Here is a 16,390-nt window from a genome sequence, read left to right on the forward strand (position 1 = left end):
CCTGTTACAGCTTACTAACCACTCATCATCAATCAAGTGACACAACGCAGATGGTTACAATTTATTGTTTCTGGTGTATCTTTACTTATTTCGCTGGGACTGGATTTATATTTCCCCGCAATCAAGGACGTACTGTGCATCGTGACCCCGTCCAGACTCACGACCGAAGACACGAATACCGGAATAGAAAGGATTAAATAATGCTTAAACAGCCGTTTTTAGTATTTTCGATGCCACTCGATAATACTCCCGCGCTCAATCGAGGGCGATTAGTTTTATACGATTGGGAAAAAGGGCATATCAATCGCTGGGTAGCCACATCTGGATTAGGCAATTGGCAAAAAATCGGGGGACGGTCTAAACAGGGCGGTGGGGTTTGTCCTGCTCCTTACCAGTGCAACCCTAGTTTTGCGAATTACTGGGTACAAGTCGCCCCGCTCGATTTAGCGCATGTCAAAGGTGTTGAAGGTGCGGGATATCCGATGACTCCCTTTGCCGTCCGAACCAAAGAGGGAGTACAGCGATCCGACCTGTTAATTCATCGCGATGCTAACGTCCCTGGATCGATGGGTTGTATCGTACTACCAGATGATGAGTTTAAAGACTTTTGCACCACGTTCGAGCGGGAATTGGTGGGTCACGAACAAATTAAGCTCTGGGTTCAGTACGATTTTTAACCCTGATGGTGTCATTGGCTGTTGGATGAGTGTCCCAACATCAACAGCCACCCAATATAGATCTGGGTGACTGTTGATTTAAGCGGAGATGTTTATCCGACATCAACATCAACCTTCTGTCTGGGGATTCTTGGTAGATGAAAATGGTGGCTTACTAGTGCCAGATTGGTTGCGCCCTCAAGGACATGAAGTATTTTCAGTTTATGAGAGCGCACGCGGAATTGATGATGATGAGGTCATTCGGAAGGCTTTTGACGAGAATTGGGTTTTGATTACTAGCGATAAAGACTTCGGAGATAAAGTCTTTCGACAACAGCGACCTCATCGAGGTGTAATTTTACTGAGAATTGAAAATCAACTATCTGTTAATAAAATAGCTCTCTTACAAAAATTGCTAGCGGAATACCCCGAACAACTATCGGATAGCTTTATTGTATTAACAGAAAAACTCATTCGATTTGCAGGTGCGCGCACTGAAATGTAGTGCAATACTAGATCGCATCGAGTAGGCTTCATGCCCTGCTTCCATTAGCAAAGCTTTCCCCCGTTGCCCGATATTTTCATCCAGTTTTATTCTCATGCAACTGACTCAATGGGGATATCAAGAAAGCGTTCCCGTGACATTTCTGCGCCATAGGCAATACAAGCGAGAATATCTTCTGTATGCAGTTGGGGATATTCTTCGATGATTTCTGCCATAGTCATACCGCTAGCCAAGAAATCGAGAATTAGCGATACCCAGATTCGATGTCCTTTAATACATGGCTTACCGAAGCAAATATTAGGATCGTTGGCGAAGCCTACCGGAGGTAATCGAGATCCGCGATAACAGTTGCGAACTACTCATGTGGTAACTACCTCCAGTACTTTCATCATAATATGTCCGGTGGATCGATCGAGATGAAGATTGGTTTTTTTTGTCGATCGCAGATCCAGCAGTACCGAATCTGGATTGGGTTAGCGATCGCGTTTACCGCTGTCAAACTGGCATTTGAGCCATCCTAGCCAGCATAGTGAGCAGCAGGACGTTGCGAATAACTGCTATGATGAACACGATCTTATCCTTCACAACAACAAGGCAAAGAATAATATGGCGCAAGCACCTGTAGCTCCGGTGGTGCTAGTAATTTTGGACGGTTGGGGATATCGCCCAGATATCCACGGCAATGCGATCGCTCAAGCCAAAACACCAAACATTGATAGTCTGTGGGCTGCTTATCCACATACTCTGATTAACACGTCTGGACGCGCCGTAGGGCTGCCAGATGGACAGATGGGTAATTCTGAAGTCGGGCATCTAAATATCGGTGCGGGGAGAATTGTCCCCCAAGAATTGGTGCGGATTTCCGATGCTGTCAAAGATGGGACTATCCTAGAAAATCCCGCTCTGGTGAAGGTTTGTGAGGATGTGAAACAGCGTCAGAGTAAACTACACCTAATTGGACTCTGTTCTGAGGGGGGAGTTCATTCTCATCTAGATCATCTGATTGGCTTATTACAATTAGCTCGCGATCGAGATATTACGGAAGTCTGTATTCATGTAATTACCGACGGACGCGATACCGATCCACGCGAGGGTTTATCGGCTGTCCAAAAAATCGAAGACGCGATCGCCGAAATCGGTGTAGGTCAGATTGTAACTATTAGTGGTCGCTATTACGCACTCGATCGAGACAATCGCTGGGATCGAGTTAAGCTAGCTTACGATGTGTTGACCGATCCAGGTGCAGGTAGTGGCAAAACTGCAACTACAGTGCTCACCGATAGCTATGCTGATGACAAAACTGATGAGTTTATCAGCCCCACTAGGATCGCCCCAGGCGCGATCGCATCTGGTGATGGTGTGATTTTCTTTAACTTCCGTCCCGACCGCTCTAGACAGCTCACTAATGCCCTCGTGAATCCAAAATTCACTGGCTTCATCCGTACTCAAATTACCGGACTAACTTTTGCTACATTTACTCAATACGATTCGACACTACCCGTATTAGTTGCTTTTGAACCACAGCAGTTACAAAATATGCTGGGAGAAGTCATCGCCGCGCGGGATTTACAGCAGTTTCGGGTAGCTGAAACCGAAAAATATGCTCACGTTACTTATTTCTTCAATGGGGGGAGAGAAGAACCATATCCTGGGGAGGCTCGGGAACTGATTCCTAGTCCGCAGGTGAGTACTTACGATCGCGCTCCAGCGATGTCCGCGAATACAGTCACAGATATTGTTACTGCCGCGATCGCCAAGCAAGTATACACTCTGGTCGTGGTTAACTATGCCAATCCCGATATGGTCGGACATACAGGGAAAATGGCACCTACCATTCAAGCGATCGAAACTGTCGATGGTTGTATGGGTAAGTTACTAGAAAGTGTGGGTAAAGTCGGCGGAACGACGATTATCACCGCAGATCATGGCAATGCTGAATATATGTGTGACGAAGCGGGGAATCCGTGGACAGCCCACACCACCAGCCAGGTACCATTCATCCTGATTGAAGGCGAACGCCGCCAACTTCAGGGACATGGTACCGATGTTGCCCTCCGCGAGGATGGTAAATTAGCAGATCTCGCACCGACAATTTTAGAGATTCTTCAGATTCCCCAGCCTGTAGAAATGACTGGTAAGTCAATGATCTTACCAACTCTCGTCGAGTTCCAACACACTCGATCGCCGATGCGAGTTGGGGTGTAGGATTGTGATGGGGTATTGAGTGTGCGATCTTTGCTCAGTACCCCTCTGTTGCTAAATCCCAGCCAAGATCGAGATACAATAGACTAAAGATTATTACGGTTTAGAATTGCTAGATGAATATTATTAATGTAATTGAGAGTATTTGGTGTCTGTCGGCATTTGGTTTGACAGCGATGGTACTACTCCACAGCCCCAAAGGTGATGGAATTGGGGGTATTGGCGGACAAGCGCAGTTATTTAGTAGTACTAAAAGTGCTGAAAGCAACCTCAATCGGATTACCTGGGGTCTATTTTTAGTGTTTATCACTCTGACAATTATTCTTAGTGCTGGTTGGCTATCTTCTGCACCAGTTACTCCCGTTGTAGTGCCTCCAGTTATTGGTAATTAGCAGCAAGCTGGCAGTTATGTTAATTCAATAGATCTACATCTGTTAGAAAGATCGAAAGGGTGAAGCGAATATTTAGGCGATCGATAATGATTAAAAATTAGTACGGTAGTGAAAGTCCACCGTACTAAATTAACCGATCGAGTACCTAAGTACCTATATGAAATTAAATATACATTTTGCAAATCTGATTAAATACCCATATTCCTTGTGGAACAAGCATTTTCTGCTCTGCAAATTGACCAGGGCATATACGATTAATTTTGCATGACTACTTAATTTCGATCGGACTTTCTGGTGAAAAATAATTCAAACTACCCAACTTGCTGAATAGGGGCGAGAATCTCGCCATACAGACGTTCGATTCGATCGACATTACTTTTGAGGGTGTAGCTTTCTAACACTCGCTGACGGGCAGATTTGCCCAAAATCTCTATCCAACCAGGATGTTCGCGGAGGACGGGGAGGAGAGTGCGAAGTTGACCGGAGACACCTTGAGTATTGATTACTACTCCAGCACCACCACTAATCACCGAAGCATCTGCACCTGCATCGGTAGCTACACAGGCTAGTCCACAAGACATCGCTTCCAATAAAGATAGTGACAAACCTTCAACTAAAGAAGGCAGAATAAATACATCAGCACCTCGCAAAATCTCGATCCGACGGGCATCATCCCGAATTGCACCCAACCAAATCACACCATGATCGGTATTGTAAAATGGTTCGAGATTGGGTCTGAGTGGGCCATCACCAACTAGTAATAGTTTGCAACCATAGTTGCTCATGTTGCAGTATTTCCAAGCTTTAAGCAGAGATTCGACATTTTTTTCAGTCGAGATCCGTCCTTGGTAAACGTAGATTTGCCGAGCATTAAACTCAGCTTTAATATTACTAATCCCTGGGGTATATTTTTGTTCGTCCACGCCATTTGGGATGACGATCAGGCGATCGCGTGATACACCTAATTTGACTAATAAATCTTGTTGTTCTTCACAGAAAATAATCGTGCGATCGTATCTGGCTAAAAATGGTGCATACAGTTGATAGGCTAGCAACTGGGTGGTCGAAGTCACATTGCGACGCTTCCCATCGTAGGGGGTATGAAATGTCGAAATCAGCGGTAAATTTAGTTCTTGGCAAATTTCTGGTAGCAGAAAATCTAGCGGGGATAAACTTAGTGAAGCATGAACGATATCTGGCTTGCGACGACGCAGCGATCGTTCGAGTACTCGTTTAGCTCTGATCGTGGGAATGGTGTATACCTGAGATTTGTAGAGAAACGGTAGTGGCACTTCATCGCCATCAGCTTTGGTATCAGCAAAGTGCATGAAACTCACTTTGTGCCCACGATTAGTTAAGGCACTAGTAATTTCTCGACTATAGGTAACATTGCCACAAAAAGGCGTTTTCTTTCCCAGCCACGCAATATGCATCTTTTGTTAAATCGATCGGGATTTTAGTAAACTTAGATATTAAGGATTAAATATTTAGTAATTCCTAAATATACCAGGAAAGTCTACTCGGGCACTAGGGACTTTATGACAGCGGGGTTGCTGTCATCAGAGTAACTGAGTCGTTTGTGGCGATCGAAAGTGTGATGGCTGCGAATTAGACATGAGACTTAACTGGTAACTCCAAGGGAATACTACCTAATATTCCCGTCCGAAAATCATTGAGAATCAGATGCGATGTGCGTTCTAGATCGCCGCGATACTTTTGATTTGCGAGATTGTGCAGGTATTCTGCGCCGCTCAAAGTCGTCGGTACCGAACCATATCTGGCGTTTAGTCCATCGATATAGCCCAACTCCTGACACAGCTCGATAAATGCTGCCGCCATGCTCTGCCTGTCGTATCCAGCTTCACCAATATCATCGCAGATCGCCAGCTTTACCGCCGCTTCTCGATCGTTCAAACGTCCAGGAATAATCCCTGGCGCGTCTAATAGCTCTAACTCATCAGAAATTCTCACCCAGCGGAGCGATCTAGTGACACCAGCACGTCGGGCACTTTCTACTACTCGTTTATTCAGCAGTCGATTGATCAGGGCTGATTTACCCACATTGGGGAAACCGATGACGACAGCTCGTACCGGACGTGGTAGCATCCCGCGTTCTTTCCGTTTTTGGTTGATGGCGATACCTGCGAGTTGTGCTGCTTTGGAAATGGCAACTACGCCCGTTCCTCTTTGAGAGTTAGCAAAAAATGGCTGTTCGCCTTGGGAGATAAACCATTCAGTCCATAATTCTCGCACTGTGGGCGGGATCATATCGACCCGATTTAGGATGAGTAATTTGGGTTTATTGCCAATCCACGTCGCTAGGAGTGGGTGATATGTCGCAAACGGAATCCGCGCATCCCGTACTTCGAGGACAACATCAACTTTTTTGACTTGTTCTTGAAGCTGACGTTCGGCTTTGGCAATATGCCCTGGATACCATTGGATTGCTGGTAATGTCATAATCTATGGTTAGCAGTTATTCAGTTACTAGTTTAACCGCTGCGATCGAACTTAATTTGACTCGTCTTCAGAGTGTCTGATAATGCTGTACGATCGAGTTGCGATCTGAGTTTTTAGATCCGTAAGAGAATTTTATTAAAATGACACAACAAATAGTAATCATTACCGGAGCCTCATCAGGAGTAGGCTTGTATACCGCCAAAGCTATGGCGCAGCGGGGTTGGCATGTGGTGATGGCATGTCGCGATTTACCCAAAACGGCAACAGCAGCTCAAGCAGTAGGGATACCCTCAACTAGCTATAGCATCATCCACATCGATCTAGGCTCTCTGGAAAGCGTCAGAAAGTTCGTGCAGGAGTTCAGAGCTACGGGTAAATCTTTAGATGCTTTGGTGTGTAATGCGGCGGTTTATTTACCCTTGGTCAAAGAACCAATGCGATCGCCAGAAGGTTATGAATTGAGTGTCGCCACCAATCATTTTGGTCATTTCCTGCTAGCTAATCTGCTCCTAGAGGACTTAAAAGCTTCATCTGCACCAGATAAGCGTTTGATTATTTTAGGCACCGTCACAGCCAATTCTAAGGAGTTAGGCGGCAAGATTCCGATTCCTGCACCAGCAGATTTAGGCGATCTTCAGGGATTAGCCGCCGGATTTAAAGCACCAATTTCGATGATTGACGGCAAACCATTTAAAGCGGGTAAAGCTTATAAAGACAGTAAGCTGTGCAATATGATGACAAGCCGCGAGTTACATCAGCGTTATCACGATCCGACGGGGATTGTGTTTAATACGCTCTACCCTGGATGTGTCGCTGATACACCGCTATTCCGCAACAGTTATCCTTTATTCCAAAAGATCTTCCCCTGGTTCCAGAAAAATATTACTAAGGGTTATGTGAGTCAGGAGCTAGCTGGCGACAGGGTGGCTCAAGTCGTCGCCGATCCTGAATTTAAGCAATCTGGGGTGCATTGGAGTTGGGGTAATCGTCAAAAAGTCGGTGGTAAATCATTCGTGCAGGAGTTGTCAGATCGAGCTAGTGATGACAAGGCTGTCCGCATGTGGGAATTGACCGCGAAATTGGTAGGCTTAAATTAATTGATAATTGATAGTTGATAATTGATAATTAGGTTTTTAGTCGTAGGGTGCGTTACGGCTTGCGCCCAACGCACCAGTATCGGACATTGGTGCGTTACGCTGTCGCTAACACACCCTACGACTAAAAACTATGTACTTACAGGATCGAGCCAGCGTAGCATTTCTCGCTTGAGTTGGTATAAATCGCGATTAACTTCTCGATCGATCCATTGTCCGATCGCATCAAAAGGGGTAAAACTTTGAGGATTCGATTGCCATTGTAAGTTCTGTCCTAATGGGGTGATGTGACTGCCATTAATCACCTGTGTCGAAACTTTACCAGGAAAGATTTTAGTCAGGATTTGACCTAAAGTATATGATTGATCGATCGTATCATTACTAAATTTGATAATCAGATTGCGACTGACATCATAATAATCGGCGATCAGATCGAGTGTTTCTTGAGGATTGGGAGCAAATTCCATATTGAATTCTTGGGGCATTTGACCCATCAATGGTACGGCATCCCGCGCCGAAAAATTATTGAATGAAATTAAAATATTTCCCGATCGCTTAACGTCGTAAATACTGCCAATCAACAGATGTAGCTTGCACCCCATACTATGTCCGACACCATAAACTGGTAAAGATTCAGCGGGTAGATACCGACGATTTTGGAGCAATTCTAATGTATCTTCAAAACTATTGTAGACTTCACTAGCGATCGATCGATGATCGAAAGTATTGATAAACGGTGTCGCAATAGTTGCATACCCTTGCTTACCCAAGTCTTCTAATAATAGTCGATAGGTAAGATGTGGAGCTGCTGCCACAAATGCACCACCTAAAAAATGGATAATTGCACGCGGCTGACGAGGAATATAAACCCAATTACCAGAAATTTCTTGCCAATCCATTGCAGTTGTTTCTTGTTGATTTAGAAGTACCCAAAGAAGCTATCGTAATCGAGATCGCTGTCTTCACTATTGTAGGGGGTTCGTTCGGCAAATTCATTGGGGGTGCGATCGTCGCTCCATCCCCACCAAGCTTTTCCGCACTGACACAGATAAAATTCCTGCCATTTGCGTTTGCGGTTTTCGATAAATACGGGGGAGCGACGATCGATCCAAGCAGCGGTAGCTGTGGTGGAGCTAGCACCACAATTAGGACAGCAAAATCCGTCGGCGTGAGTTGCTATTTCTCTCCAATCTGGCGGGGTAGGGCTAAAAGCTTCCATGTGTGGCGATCTCTAAAGCGGGTAGTGTCGGGAGCGGGGGAGGGCAAATCTCATGTTTGTGGCAAAATAAAGACTAATACCTCAGAGTGGTACTGTGATATTTTCTTGTCAATATAATAAGTAGTCTAACGAGGATCTACCGAGCCTAGTTAAGTTGGTAGGATCTAAACAGCTAAATAGATATCTTCTAGACTAGATTAATTAAATTTCTATGACAACTCTCAACTCGATCGCTGATGCTCCAGATCTTACCTGTGACGACTATGTTGTCGTCGGTGTGGCTACCTGCTTCTTCCGTGACGATGATGGCGTTCGCGAACTCAAAGTGATCGAACCGATTCCTTCCTCCGCTCTAGAAGCCTTGTTCAAGGGTATTCCCACATCCTATCAAATTGCCGCAGCCACCACTCTCGGCGCGCTGATTGCTGGAGATACGCCCGAAATTCCAGCGAGTTTCCCCGCTGAATGTCAGTTGGGTAACGAATTTGCCTATCGTTGTATCGCCACAGCACGCACCTACAAACGCCGCCCTGAAGCCCAATCACACATCGCTCAAGGTGATACTTACGCCAGCTTTAACTATTCTACCGAGCGGAAGCGGGTACTCAATGCCGATCGAGTCGTCACCAAAGACGATAATGTCAAGCAACACGCCTATACTCACCAAAAACTCTAATTTCAGCCATTTGGCCGATCGGTAGTCGGGATGGGGGAGTATCGATCTCCTCCAGATGGTGGCTCTGTAAACTAGAACTGTCTGCGGGAGAAAATTACCGTTGTCACGAGCAATAATGCCACTGTATAAACCACCGCATACCCAGCATTGAGCAAGAGTATATCTAGCTGTGGTAAGACTCCATAGACAGCATCATTCTTGAGATCTAGTCGAGATAGATCGGGTAAAACCAGATATAAATTATCTGTCAGTTGTTGAAAACCAGGATTTTTGGTGACACCTGCTAGTTTTACCATCCCTTCACTCAAGTGTCCGACTAAATAAAGCGAAAAAGTCAGTAGAATTGCTAAAATCGAACTCGTGAATACGCCAAATAATAATGCCGCAGCCGTCAGTAGGCATAGTTCTAGAAATAGAAAAAATGCAGCAACCAAGAGCGGAACTAACTGATAATTAATCTGGGAAAGGCTGAGTACCATGAGATAAATTGCTGTCATCCCAGCTACCAAAATCGCTAATACTGCCGATAAGCCTAAATGTTTACCCAGGATAAATTCAATACTACTAATCGGTTTGGTAACGATCGTAAAGACAGTTCGCTTTTCGATTTCTTTATTAATTAAGCCTGTCCCTACAAAAATTGCCACGACTACACCGAGTAAACTAGAACTAGCAGTCCCAAAATCTGTCATGATTTTGTCTTGTGCAGCACCAGCGATCGAAGGTAATATCCGCCCAGCCGCCAGCATCAATAAAGCATAAAAGCCGATCGTCAAAAAGATCCGTTCGCGCATCACTTCCCGAAATACGTTACTTGCTACTGCCCAAATCCGAATTAAACTCATTTTTTTTAGGTACTGTCTAAGCGATCTGACTGAGACTTATATTAGTAGATCTCACCTGCCAATCTCACAACCGCAGCTAAAATTTAAAAACTGGTACTAATGAATTCAATTGGCTACTTCTAATGAGGGTGGCGATACCGCTTAATCGGGCATTTTTTGGCAATTTGTAGGATTGAGTGAAGATAGTTGGTACCACCTTTGAATTGGAAGATTGTGTCAATTCTTTGGCGTAGAGGCTGTGTAGCGATCGCAGGCAGACTAAATCCAACTCCAGCCAAGGCAAGCATGACAGGCACGATCGTCGATCCTGAATTTGGCATGAGCGATCGGTTTTTACTTAATTAAACCGTCTAAAAAATATTAGATCTACACCATAATACCTAAATAGATGACCGACAATCTCAACGGAACATCCGTTTGAAGTGTAAGATGTAAAAGTCATTTGCGATCGTTACCACTCTGTAGGCTATGAATGCTGATTCCTTATCTACCTCGTCCACACTAACTACTCAGGAAAAAGCGGATTCAATCCCTGATACTCCAGCGGATCGACCTAAATTACAAATTCGACTCAAGCAGGAAGACGGAGTGGTGAAATTGATCCTGCCGACAGAAGCACAGACTCCAGCTTCTGTAAGTTGGAGCGATCTGTGGGAACAGCTTCAGCAAAGGCTTCAAGCTGGGAAAAGATTTTGGCAACCACTAGCAATGGTACATCTGGTCGCTCACGATCGACTCCTAGATGCCAGACAATTGCAAGCTATCGCTGATGCGCTCACTGACGTAGCTCTGCAACTCCAACTCGTCTGTACCAGCCGTCGGCAAACTGCCGTAGCTGCTGCCACAGCAGGTTATTCCGTATCCCAGCAGTCTGCGATCGCTCCCTTAATTGCGCGCAGCCATGACGCAGCACCACTAATCGCCGAACCGATTTACCTACAGATGACAGTTCGATCGGGCATGGACATCCGCCATCAGGGTACAGTGATTATCATGGGCGATGTCAATCCTGGCGGTGAAATTTTTGCAGCGGGGGACATTATCGTGTGGGGCAGACTGCGGGGCATCGCTCATGCTGGTTATCCCAACAACCCTCAATGTCTGATTATGGCACTCCAGATGGAGCCAACCCAATTGCGAATTGCCGATCGAGTCGCGCGCGCACCAGAAACCCCACCACCACAGTTTGAACCAGAAATTGCCTACGTCACCCCTCAAGGAATTCGGATCGCCAGAGCAATAGACTTGAAAACAACCCCCTACCTCCGCGAACTAGCTCTACCAGGATCTCAGCGATCTGACTGAATTTTTGGGCGAAAGTCGTACAAACTCGTAACCAATAAGCGAATTTTTATAATAAACAATAAATAATTCACAATTTATAATTCATGACTCGTATTATTGTAATTACTTCCGGTAAAGGCGGAGTGGGTAAAACCACTGTGACAGCGAACCTGGGCATGACTCTTGCTAAAATGGGGCATCGAGTCGCCTTGGTAGATGGTGACTTTGGACTGCGAAATCTCGATCTACTATTGGGATTGGAAAATCGCGTCGTGTATACTGCGGTAGAAGTCCTTGCAGGCGAATGTCGTCTCGATCAAGCATTAGTCAGAGATAAACGGCAGCCAGGATTGGTTTTACTCCCTGCTACCCAAAATCGTAAAGCGGAGATGATCACCCCCAACCATATGAAATGGATGATCGGCGAACTCGCTCCCCAATTCGATTTTGTCTTGATTGACAGTCCAGCAGGAATTGAAATGGGCTTCAAAAATGCGATCGCGGCTGCTCAAGAAGCTCTGATTGTCACCACTCCAGAGATTTCTGCGGTACGGGATGCCGATCGAGTCATCGGCTTACTCGAAGCGAGTAATATTAGTCCAGCCAGATTAATTGTCAATCGCTTGCGTCCATCAATGGTAGAAGCAAGTGAGATGATGTCTGTCGAAGATGTGAGTGAAATTCTCGCCGTGCAGTTAATCGGTGTCGTACCAGAAGATGAACGGGTAATCACCTCTACCAATCGCGGCGAACCATTGGTATTGGAGAACAATTCCAACTCTCGCGCCGCTCAAGCTTTTGAGAATATCGCCCATCGTCTCTGCGGTGAAAAAACTCCATACTTAGATCTCAGTGTCGAGCGTGATAATTTATTAACACGACTACGTAAAATCTTCGCCAAATAGCCATATACCTAAAATATGAAAGTTAGTTATACCCATCGAGGATTTTATTAATTTGCTCGGAAGTGATTTAATAGTAGTATCTGCCATGTTCCTGCTGCACCGATGCTTTACCGCCCCAGCATCTCCCTTGAAGCAAAGAACTGATTAGATAAAAGCTATTCTATTCCCACCCGTTCCCGTGAGCCTTTTCTAAGGAACTTAGCTGAAACTAGCTCGGAGAAAGGATCTGTAAATTGGGTTGAAGAATGAAATCTAACGCACCCAAACAGAGTTTCTTTCATCGATTAGACGACGTTTTCGTCGGCTCAGTTGGTCGGAGCGAGAATCGAAAGACCAACTAATATTGACACTTGGGCTACGCATTGCCTGCGGCAGGCTAACGCCAACAGTGCAAGCCATCCACCATTGACTTCCTACGCTAGATGTCTAATTTGACACAGGTTCGTGAATATATATCTAGAGATTGGGTCAAAAAGTTTGTAGGAACTAATTATCACCATGCTTTACCCACCAACGATTCCATCATTTAGGTGCTAACTCCTTCTATCGACCGCATACTATGACTATGATTAATGAATTTCTAGAAATGTTATTCCCTCGCGTAGCTGAACCGAGTCGGGAGCAAGTAAAACGACGGTTACAATTAGTTATTGCTCACGATCGCACCGATCTTAGCCCCCAAATGGTTGAGATGATGCGTCAAGAAATTCTGCAAGTCGTATCGCGTTATGTGGAAATCGATCCGCAAGGACTAGATTTTAGCTTGGAGAGCAATCAACGAGTGACAGCTCTAATCGCCAATTTGCCGATTAAACGTGTCAAAGATGATACTGAAGTATCCCCGTTAGGTTGGGCTGGTGACGATCCGGCGAGTTAGGTTTTAGGCTTTAGGCTTTAGGTTTTAGGTTTTAGGGGTGGATGGTGAATGGTGGATAGTGGATAGTGTTTGAACCAGTCCCCAGTCCCCCAGTCCCCCAGTCCCCCAGTCCCCCAGTCCCCCCAGTCCCCCAGTCCCCCCAGTCCCCCAGTCCATCTCTTGAACCACCCTCATTTCTCTTTCGACTGCTTAGGCAAATGTAGCCACACTCATGCTCGTGCGGGCATTTTCCATACTCCACACGGAATTGTCGAAACGCCGAGATTTATGCCTGTCGGTACTACGGCTGCTGTGAAAACGCTCACCTCAGCTCATCTGGAAGATGCCCAGGCGCAAATGGTACTAGCCAATACCTATCATCTGCATCTCCGCCCAGGTGAAGATATCATCAGAGAAGCAGGTGGATTGCATAAATTCATGAACTGGAAAGGGCCGATGCTGACTGATTCCGGCGGGTTTCAGGTATTTAGCCTTAGCAAAATGCGGAAGATTACCGAAGAAGGTGTAACTTTTAAATCACCCCTAGATGGACGCACGATTTTTATTTCGCCTGAAAAGTCGATCGAGATTCAAAATGCCCTCGGTGCCGATGTAATTATGGCATTTGATGAATGTCCACCTTACCCCGCCACCCGCGAGGAAGTTGTCGCTGCTACCGAGCGTACCTATCGCTGGTTAGCCCGCTGTATCAAAGCACACCAACGCCCTGAAGATCAAGCCTTATTCCCGATCGTCCAAGGCGGCGTACATTTAGATTTACGTGCCGAAGCAGCCAAATCGCTCCAAGAATTTGACGTTCATGGATATGCCATTGGTGGAGTCAGTGTCGGCGAACCCGCGCACTTCATCCACAAAATCGTCCGTGCTACGGCTCCATTATTGCCCGAAAGTAAACCGCGCTACCTGATGGGCATCGGTACCTATAAAGAAATGGCGATTGCGATCGCCTCCGGTATCGATTTATTCGATTGTGTCATCCCTACCCGCGTCGCTAGACACGGTGCAGCCTTTGTCAGGGGAGAACGCTGGAATCTCAAGAATGCCCCCTTCAAGCGCGATTTTACCCCCTTAGACGATACATGTCCCTGTTATACCTGCCAGAACTATAGTCGCGCTTATCTCTGCCATCTAGTCCGCTGTGGCGAAATCACTGGATTTACGCTGTTATCGATCCACAATATTACCGAACTCATCCGGTTTACCCAAAAGATTCGCGATGCGATCTTGCGCGATCGATTTATGGAAGAATTTGGACACTGGTTGACGACTACTGCTGAAGAAGAATCGATTGATGAATAAACGGTGTTGCTGAATCCAGGTATGATTCACTCGATCGGGCAATCTCTGGAATTTAGAGTCGGGGCAATTCAGGAAGCGACGCTCGATTGCGGAGGTTCCCTCCACGCCTGTGAGCGTCAATACAGCGGTGTCTACTAAGGCAGAGGCTGCACCAACGCTTTATTCCACCCAACCGACTAAAATGGATTGTCGAGACTCGCTCTTAAATATTTTTTGAGGTGTAATCTCGAAAATTTAACTATCAACTAAAAATCATGCCATTGGACGTAACTACTGCAATACTACAACGCCGATCGATCAAAACATTTAAACCCGATCCGATCGCTCCAGAAATACTCCTGCAACTCGTCCAACTGACTATCGCGGCACCCAGTAGCTATAATATTCAGGATTGGCGCATTGTCATCGTGGCAGATCCCGACCAAAGAGCAGCTTTAGGGGCAGCTTGTTTCAATCAGCCTCAAATCGGCCAAGCACCTGTAAACTTTGTGTTTGCGGCAGATATTAAGGCTGGCGAAAAAGATGTTACCCCAATTATCGAACAAGGTATCCAAACTGGTGCCTGGAGTGAGGGTACCGCCGCCTATTTTAAGAAAGCTATCCCCGAATTTGCAGTCGCAATCGGCGATAAAGCGAGGGAATATGCCATCAAAGATGCGATGATTGCGGCTACCCATACGATGCTGGCTGCTGAGAGTTTGGGACTGTCCACCTGTATGATGAATGGCTGGATTGAATCGAAAGTCAAAGCCGTTATCGGTGCGGAAAACGATCCAGATCTTGCCATTGCGCTGGTACTACCAATCGGCTACTCTGCGGAACCGCGCAAAAATCCAGGTCGGATGCCTTTCGAGTTTAATGTATCACTCGATCGCATCGATCGACCTTATCACGGCTAGATGTAAATCATATCCCCGACTTCTTTGAAGAAGTCGGAGATATATTCTAAAAGTCGGGGTTATTAAAGTAACCACTATCCCCGCCCTAACCCTTAACCCTACCCCTGTTAAGGTGAGCTGTTGTACTAGTGCAGCCTCAAAGGGCATAAAAGCGGAGTATAATCCGACTTGAAAGCCAAAAACCGAACCAGAGAGGGAATTGAAGATGATTAGTAACATCTTTGAGAGATTTGTAGAGCAGACACCCTTGACAGTGATGGTCAGAGCAATCATGGCAAAAATCTTTGCCACAGAGCAACTAGAACAGTTGTTTGAGGACACAGCAGAGCGGCAGTACACCAGAGAACTCCTATTCTCAAGTGTAGTCGGAATCATGAGCTTAGTCGTCTGCGGAATTTATCCATCAGTTGGCGCAGCCTACAAAGCATTCGAGAAAGTGGTGGGGGTATCAAAAGTATCATTGTACGCAAAAATCAATGGACTGGAACCAAAGCTATCACAGGCATTGGTGCGGTACAGCAGCGCACAACTCTCATCAGTGGTGGCAGAATTTACTCAAGCAAGCAAGATTATCTTGCCGGGATCTGAAGTCAGAATCATTGATGGGAATCACATCGGGGGGACAGAACATCGAATCAAGGTGTTACGAGCAGAAGCAGCAGGGGCACTACCAGGACAAGCAATCGCAGTGCTAGACCCGCAGCGAGAAATGGTTGTCGATGTATTTCCCGAAGAAGATGCTCACGCACAAGAACGGTCATTGTTGCCATCCGTGCTGGAAACGGTTACAGCAGGGCAAGTCTGGATTGCTGACCGAAATTTTTGTACCAAAGACTTTTTGACTGGCATGAGTACCCGTGATGCCAGTTTCGTGATTCGAGAACACCTCGGTTTGAATATGTGGTTGAAGAAGTCCAGTCAACTTTTAGAGGGATGGAGATTGCCATTGAAGCTGAGGATTGGAAACCTTTTGCACTGATGAGCGTGGCGTTGTTGGCGGAATTTTTACGAGACTGTGCTAGTCATGTCAATCTCAAACGCTTCTTGTCTTCTCCACGAGGAGCGAAAAAGCCGACT

General features: G+C 45.9%; 19 protein-coding genes. 12 read left to right on the forward strand and 7 right to left on the reverse strand.

The window, feature by feature from the left end; translation table 11 throughout:
* The first annotated feature begins 230 nt into the window (after positions 1 to 230).
* A complete protein-coding gene (locus ACEW9J_RS15690; RefSeq protein ID WP_373546049.1) occupies positions 231 to 677 on the forward strand; it encodes a hypothetical protein in 447 nt (148 codons plus the stop codon).
* Positions 678 to 765: 88 nt separating this feature from the next.
* A complete protein-coding gene (locus ACEW9J_RS15695; RefSeq protein ID WP_373546050.1) occupies positions 766 to 1,161 on the forward strand; it encodes a DUF5615 family PIN-like protein in 396 nt (131 codons plus the stop codon).
* Positions 1,162 to 1,253: 92 nt separating this feature from the next.
* On the opposite strand, the gene ACEW9J_RS15700 is transcribed toward ACEW9J_RS15695, so the two are convergent.
* Entirely contained in the window at positions 1,254 to 1,457 is a 204-nt protein-coding gene (locus tag ACEW9J_RS15700) for a DUF433 domain-containing protein (RefSeq protein WP_373546066.1), read from the reverse strand.
* Between the two features lie 310 nt (positions 1,458 to 1,767).
* Here ACEW9J_RS15700 and gpmI point away from each other — a divergent pair, with 310 nt between their 5' ends.
* Positions 1,768 to 3,366: a 2,3-bisphosphoglycerate-independent phosphoglycerate mutase gene (gene gpmI / locus ACEW9J_RS15705; protein WP_373546051.1), complete on the forward strand. Its 1,599-nt coding sequence runs from the start codon at positions 1,768 to 1,770 to the stop codon at positions 3,364 to 3,366.
* Positions 3,367 to 3,479: 113 nt separating this feature from the next.
* On the forward strand, positions 3,480 to 3,755 hold the full coding sequence (gene secG / locus ACEW9J_RS15710; protein ID WP_373546052.1) for a preprotein translocase subunit SecG: 276 nt from the start codon (positions 3,480 to 3,482) through the stop codon (positions 3,753 to 3,755).
* A gap of 311 nt (positions 3,756 to 4,066) precedes the next feature.
* Here secG and ACEW9J_RS15715 read toward each other — a convergent pair whose 3' ends face one another.
* Entirely contained in the window at positions 4,067 to 5,188 is a 1,122-nt protein-coding gene (locus ACEW9J_RS15715) for a glycosyltransferase family 4 protein (RefSeq protein ID WP_373546053.1), read from the reverse strand.
* Between the two features lie 175 nt (positions 5,189 to 5,363).
* Entirely contained in the window at positions 5,364 to 6,215 is an 852-nt protein-coding gene (gene ylqF, locus ACEW9J_RS15720) for a ribosome biogenesis GTPase YlqF (protein ID WP_373546054.1), read from the reverse strand.
* A 140-nt stretch (positions 6,216 to 6,355) separates the two neighbouring features.
* On the opposite strand from ylqF, the gene ACEW9J_RS15725 reads away from it, so the two are divergent.
* On the forward strand, positions 6,356 to 7,312 hold the full coding sequence (locus ACEW9J_RS15725; protein ID WP_373546055.1) for a protochlorophyllide reductase: 957 nt from the start codon (positions 6,356 to 6,358) through the stop codon (positions 7,310 to 7,312).
* 128 nt (positions 7,313 to 7,440) lie between these two features.
* On the opposite strand, the gene ACEW9J_RS15730 is transcribed toward ACEW9J_RS15725, so the two are convergent.
* Complete coding sequence (locus tag ACEW9J_RS15730) at positions 7,441 to 8,208, reverse strand: DUF1350 family protein (protein ID WP_373546056.1); 768 nt, start codon at positions 8,206 to 8,208, stop codon at positions 7,441 to 7,443.
* A 20-nt stretch (positions 8,209 to 8,228) separates the two neighbouring features.
* Complete coding sequence (locus ACEW9J_RS15735; RefSeq protein WP_373546057.1) at positions 8,229 to 8,528, reverse strand: hypothetical protein; 300 nt, start codon at positions 8,526 to 8,528, stop codon at positions 8,229 to 8,231.
* Between the two features lie 211 nt (positions 8,529 to 8,739).
* Here ACEW9J_RS15735 and ACEW9J_RS15740 point away from each other — a divergent pair, with 211 nt between their 5' ends.
* Positions 8,740 to 9,204 carry a hypothetical protein gene (locus tag ACEW9J_RS15740; RefSeq protein WP_373546058.1) on the forward strand — a complete coding sequence of 155 codons (465 nt, stop codon included), beginning with the start codon at positions 8,740 to 8,742 and terminating at the stop codon, positions 9,202 to 9,204.
* A gap of 71 nt (positions 9,205 to 9,275) precedes the next feature.
* On the opposite strand, the gene ACEW9J_RS15745 is transcribed toward ACEW9J_RS15740, so the two are convergent.
* Positions 9,276 to 10,049 (reverse strand): ABC transporter permease, encoded by a 774-nt coding sequence (locus tag ACEW9J_RS15745; protein ID WP_373546059.1) that lies wholly within the window; start codon positions 10,047 to 10,049, stop codon positions 9,276 to 9,278.
* A gap of 119 nt (positions 10,050 to 10,168) precedes the next feature.
* The gene (locus ACEW9J_RS15750) at positions 10,169 to 10,369 is read right to left on the reverse strand and encodes a hypothetical protein (RefSeq protein ID WP_373546060.1); all 201 of its coding nucleotides are present in this window, start codon (positions 10,367 to 10,369) and stop codon (positions 10,169 to 10,171) included.
* A gap of 148 nt (positions 10,370 to 10,517) precedes the next feature.
* On the opposite strand from ACEW9J_RS15750, the gene minC reads away from it, so the two are divergent.
* The 6 genes from minC (at position 10,518) to ACEW9J_RS15780 (ending at position 16,292) form a co-directional block, all read left to right on the forward strand.
* Positions 10,518 to 11,354, forward strand: coding sequence for a septum site-determining protein MinC (gene minC / locus ACEW9J_RS15755; RefSeq protein ID WP_373546061.1), 837 nt, complete (start codon positions 10,518 to 10,520; stop codon positions 11,352 to 11,354).
* An 83-nt stretch (positions 11,355 to 11,437) separates the two neighbouring features.
* Positions 11,438 to 12,238, forward strand: a complete 801-nt coding sequence (minD, locus tag ACEW9J_RS15760) for a septum site-determining protein MinD (protein ID WP_373546062.1) — start codon at positions 11,438 to 11,440, stop codon at positions 12,236 to 12,238.
* A 565-nt stretch (positions 12,239 to 12,803) separates the two neighbouring features.
* Entirely contained in the window at positions 12,804 to 13,115 is a 312-nt protein-coding gene (gene minE / locus ACEW9J_RS15765; RefSeq protein ID WP_373546067.1) for a cell division topological specificity factor MinE, read from the forward strand.
* A 159-nt stretch (positions 13,116 to 13,274) separates the two neighbouring features.
* A complete protein-coding gene (tgt, locus tag ACEW9J_RS15770) occupies positions 13,275 to 14,414 on the forward strand; it encodes a tRNA guanosine(34) transglycosylase Tgt (RefSeq protein WP_373546063.1) in 1,140 nt (379 codons plus the stop codon).
* Between the two features lie 254 nt (positions 14,415 to 14,668).
* Positions 14,669 to 15,313, forward strand: a complete 645-nt coding sequence (locus tag ACEW9J_RS15775; protein WP_373546064.1) for a nitroreductase family protein — start codon at positions 14,669 to 14,671, stop codon at positions 15,311 to 15,313.
* A 205-nt stretch (positions 15,314 to 15,518) separates the two neighbouring features.
* On the forward strand, positions 15,519 to 16,292 hold the full coding sequence (locus ACEW9J_RS15780) for a hypothetical protein (RefSeq protein WP_373546065.1): 774 nt from the start codon (positions 15,519 to 15,521) through the stop codon (positions 16,290 to 16,292).
* The last annotated feature ends 98 nt before the right edge of the window (positions 16,293 to 16,390 follow it).

It is taken from the genome of Chamaesiphon sp., assembly GCF_041737865.1.
Taxonomy (GTDB): Bacteria; Cyanobacteriota; Cyanobacteriia; order Cyanobacteriales; family Chamaesiphonaceae; genus Chamaesiphon.

Excerpts from the sequence above, each read along its gene's own strand:
- ACEW9J_RS15690 (WP_373546049.1), top strand. The coding sequence starts at position 231 with ATGCCACTCGATAATACTCCCGCGCTCAATCGAGGGCGATTAGTTTTA.
- ACEW9J_RS15695 (WP_373546050.1), top strand. The coding sequence starts at position 766 with ATGTTTATCCGACATCAACATCAACCTTCTGTCTGGGGATTCTTGGTA.
- gpmI (WP_373546051.1), top strand. The coding sequence starts at position 1,768 with ATGGCGCAAGCACCTGTAGCTCCGGTGGTGCTAGTAATTTTGGACGGT.
- secG (WP_373546052.1), top strand. The coding sequence starts at position 3,480 with ATGAATATTATTAATGTAATTGAGAGTATTTGGTGTCTGTCGGCATTT.
- ACEW9J_RS15715 (WP_373546053.1), bottom strand. The coding sequence starts at position 5,188 with ATGCATATTGCGTGGCTGGGAAAGAAAACGCCTTTTTGTGGCAATGTT.
- ylqF (WP_373546054.1), bottom strand. The coding sequence starts at position 6,215 with ATGACATTACCAGCAATCCAATGGTATCCAGGGCATATTGCCAAAGCC.
- ACEW9J_RS15725 (WP_373546055.1), top strand. The coding sequence starts at position 6,356 with ATGACACAACAAATAGTAATCATTACCGGAGCCTCATCAGGAGTAGGC.
- ACEW9J_RS15730 (WP_373546056.1), bottom strand. The coding sequence starts at position 8,208 with ATGGATTGGCAAGAAATTTCTGGTAATTGGGTTTATATTCCTCGTCAG.
- ACEW9J_RS15735 (WP_373546057.1), bottom strand. The coding sequence starts at position 8,528 with ATGGAAGCTTTTAGCCCTACCCCGCCAGATTGGAGAGAAATAGCAACT.
- ACEW9J_RS15740 (WP_373546058.1), top strand. The coding sequence starts at position 8,740 with ATGACAACTCTCAACTCGATCGCTGATGCTCCAGATCTTACCTGTGAC.
- ACEW9J_RS15745 (WP_373546059.1), bottom strand. The coding sequence starts at position 10,049 with ATGAGTTTAATTCGGATTTGGGCAGTAGCAAGTAACGTATTTCGGGAA.
- ACEW9J_RS15750 (WP_373546060.1), bottom strand. The coding sequence starts at position 10,369 with ATGCCAAATTCAGGATCGACGATCGTGCCTGTCATGCTTGCCTTGGCT.
- minC (WP_373546061.1), top strand. The coding sequence starts at position 10,518 with ATGAATGCTGATTCCTTATCTACCTCGTCCACACTAACTACTCAGGAA.
- minD (WP_373546062.1), top strand. The coding sequence starts at position 11,438 with ATGACTCGTATTATTGTAATTACTTCCGGTAAAGGCGGAGTGGGTAAA.
- minE (WP_373546067.1), top strand. The coding sequence starts at position 12,804 with ATGATTAATGAATTTCTAGAAATGTTATTCCCTCGCGTAGCTGAACCG.
- ACEW9J_RS15775 (WP_373546064.1), top strand. The coding sequence starts at position 14,669 with ATGCCATTGGACGTAACTACTGCAATACTACAACGCCGATCGATCAAA.
- ACEW9J_RS15780 (WP_373546065.1), top strand. The coding sequence starts at position 15,519 with ATGATTAGTAACATCTTTGAGAGATTTGTAGAGCAGACACCCTTGACA.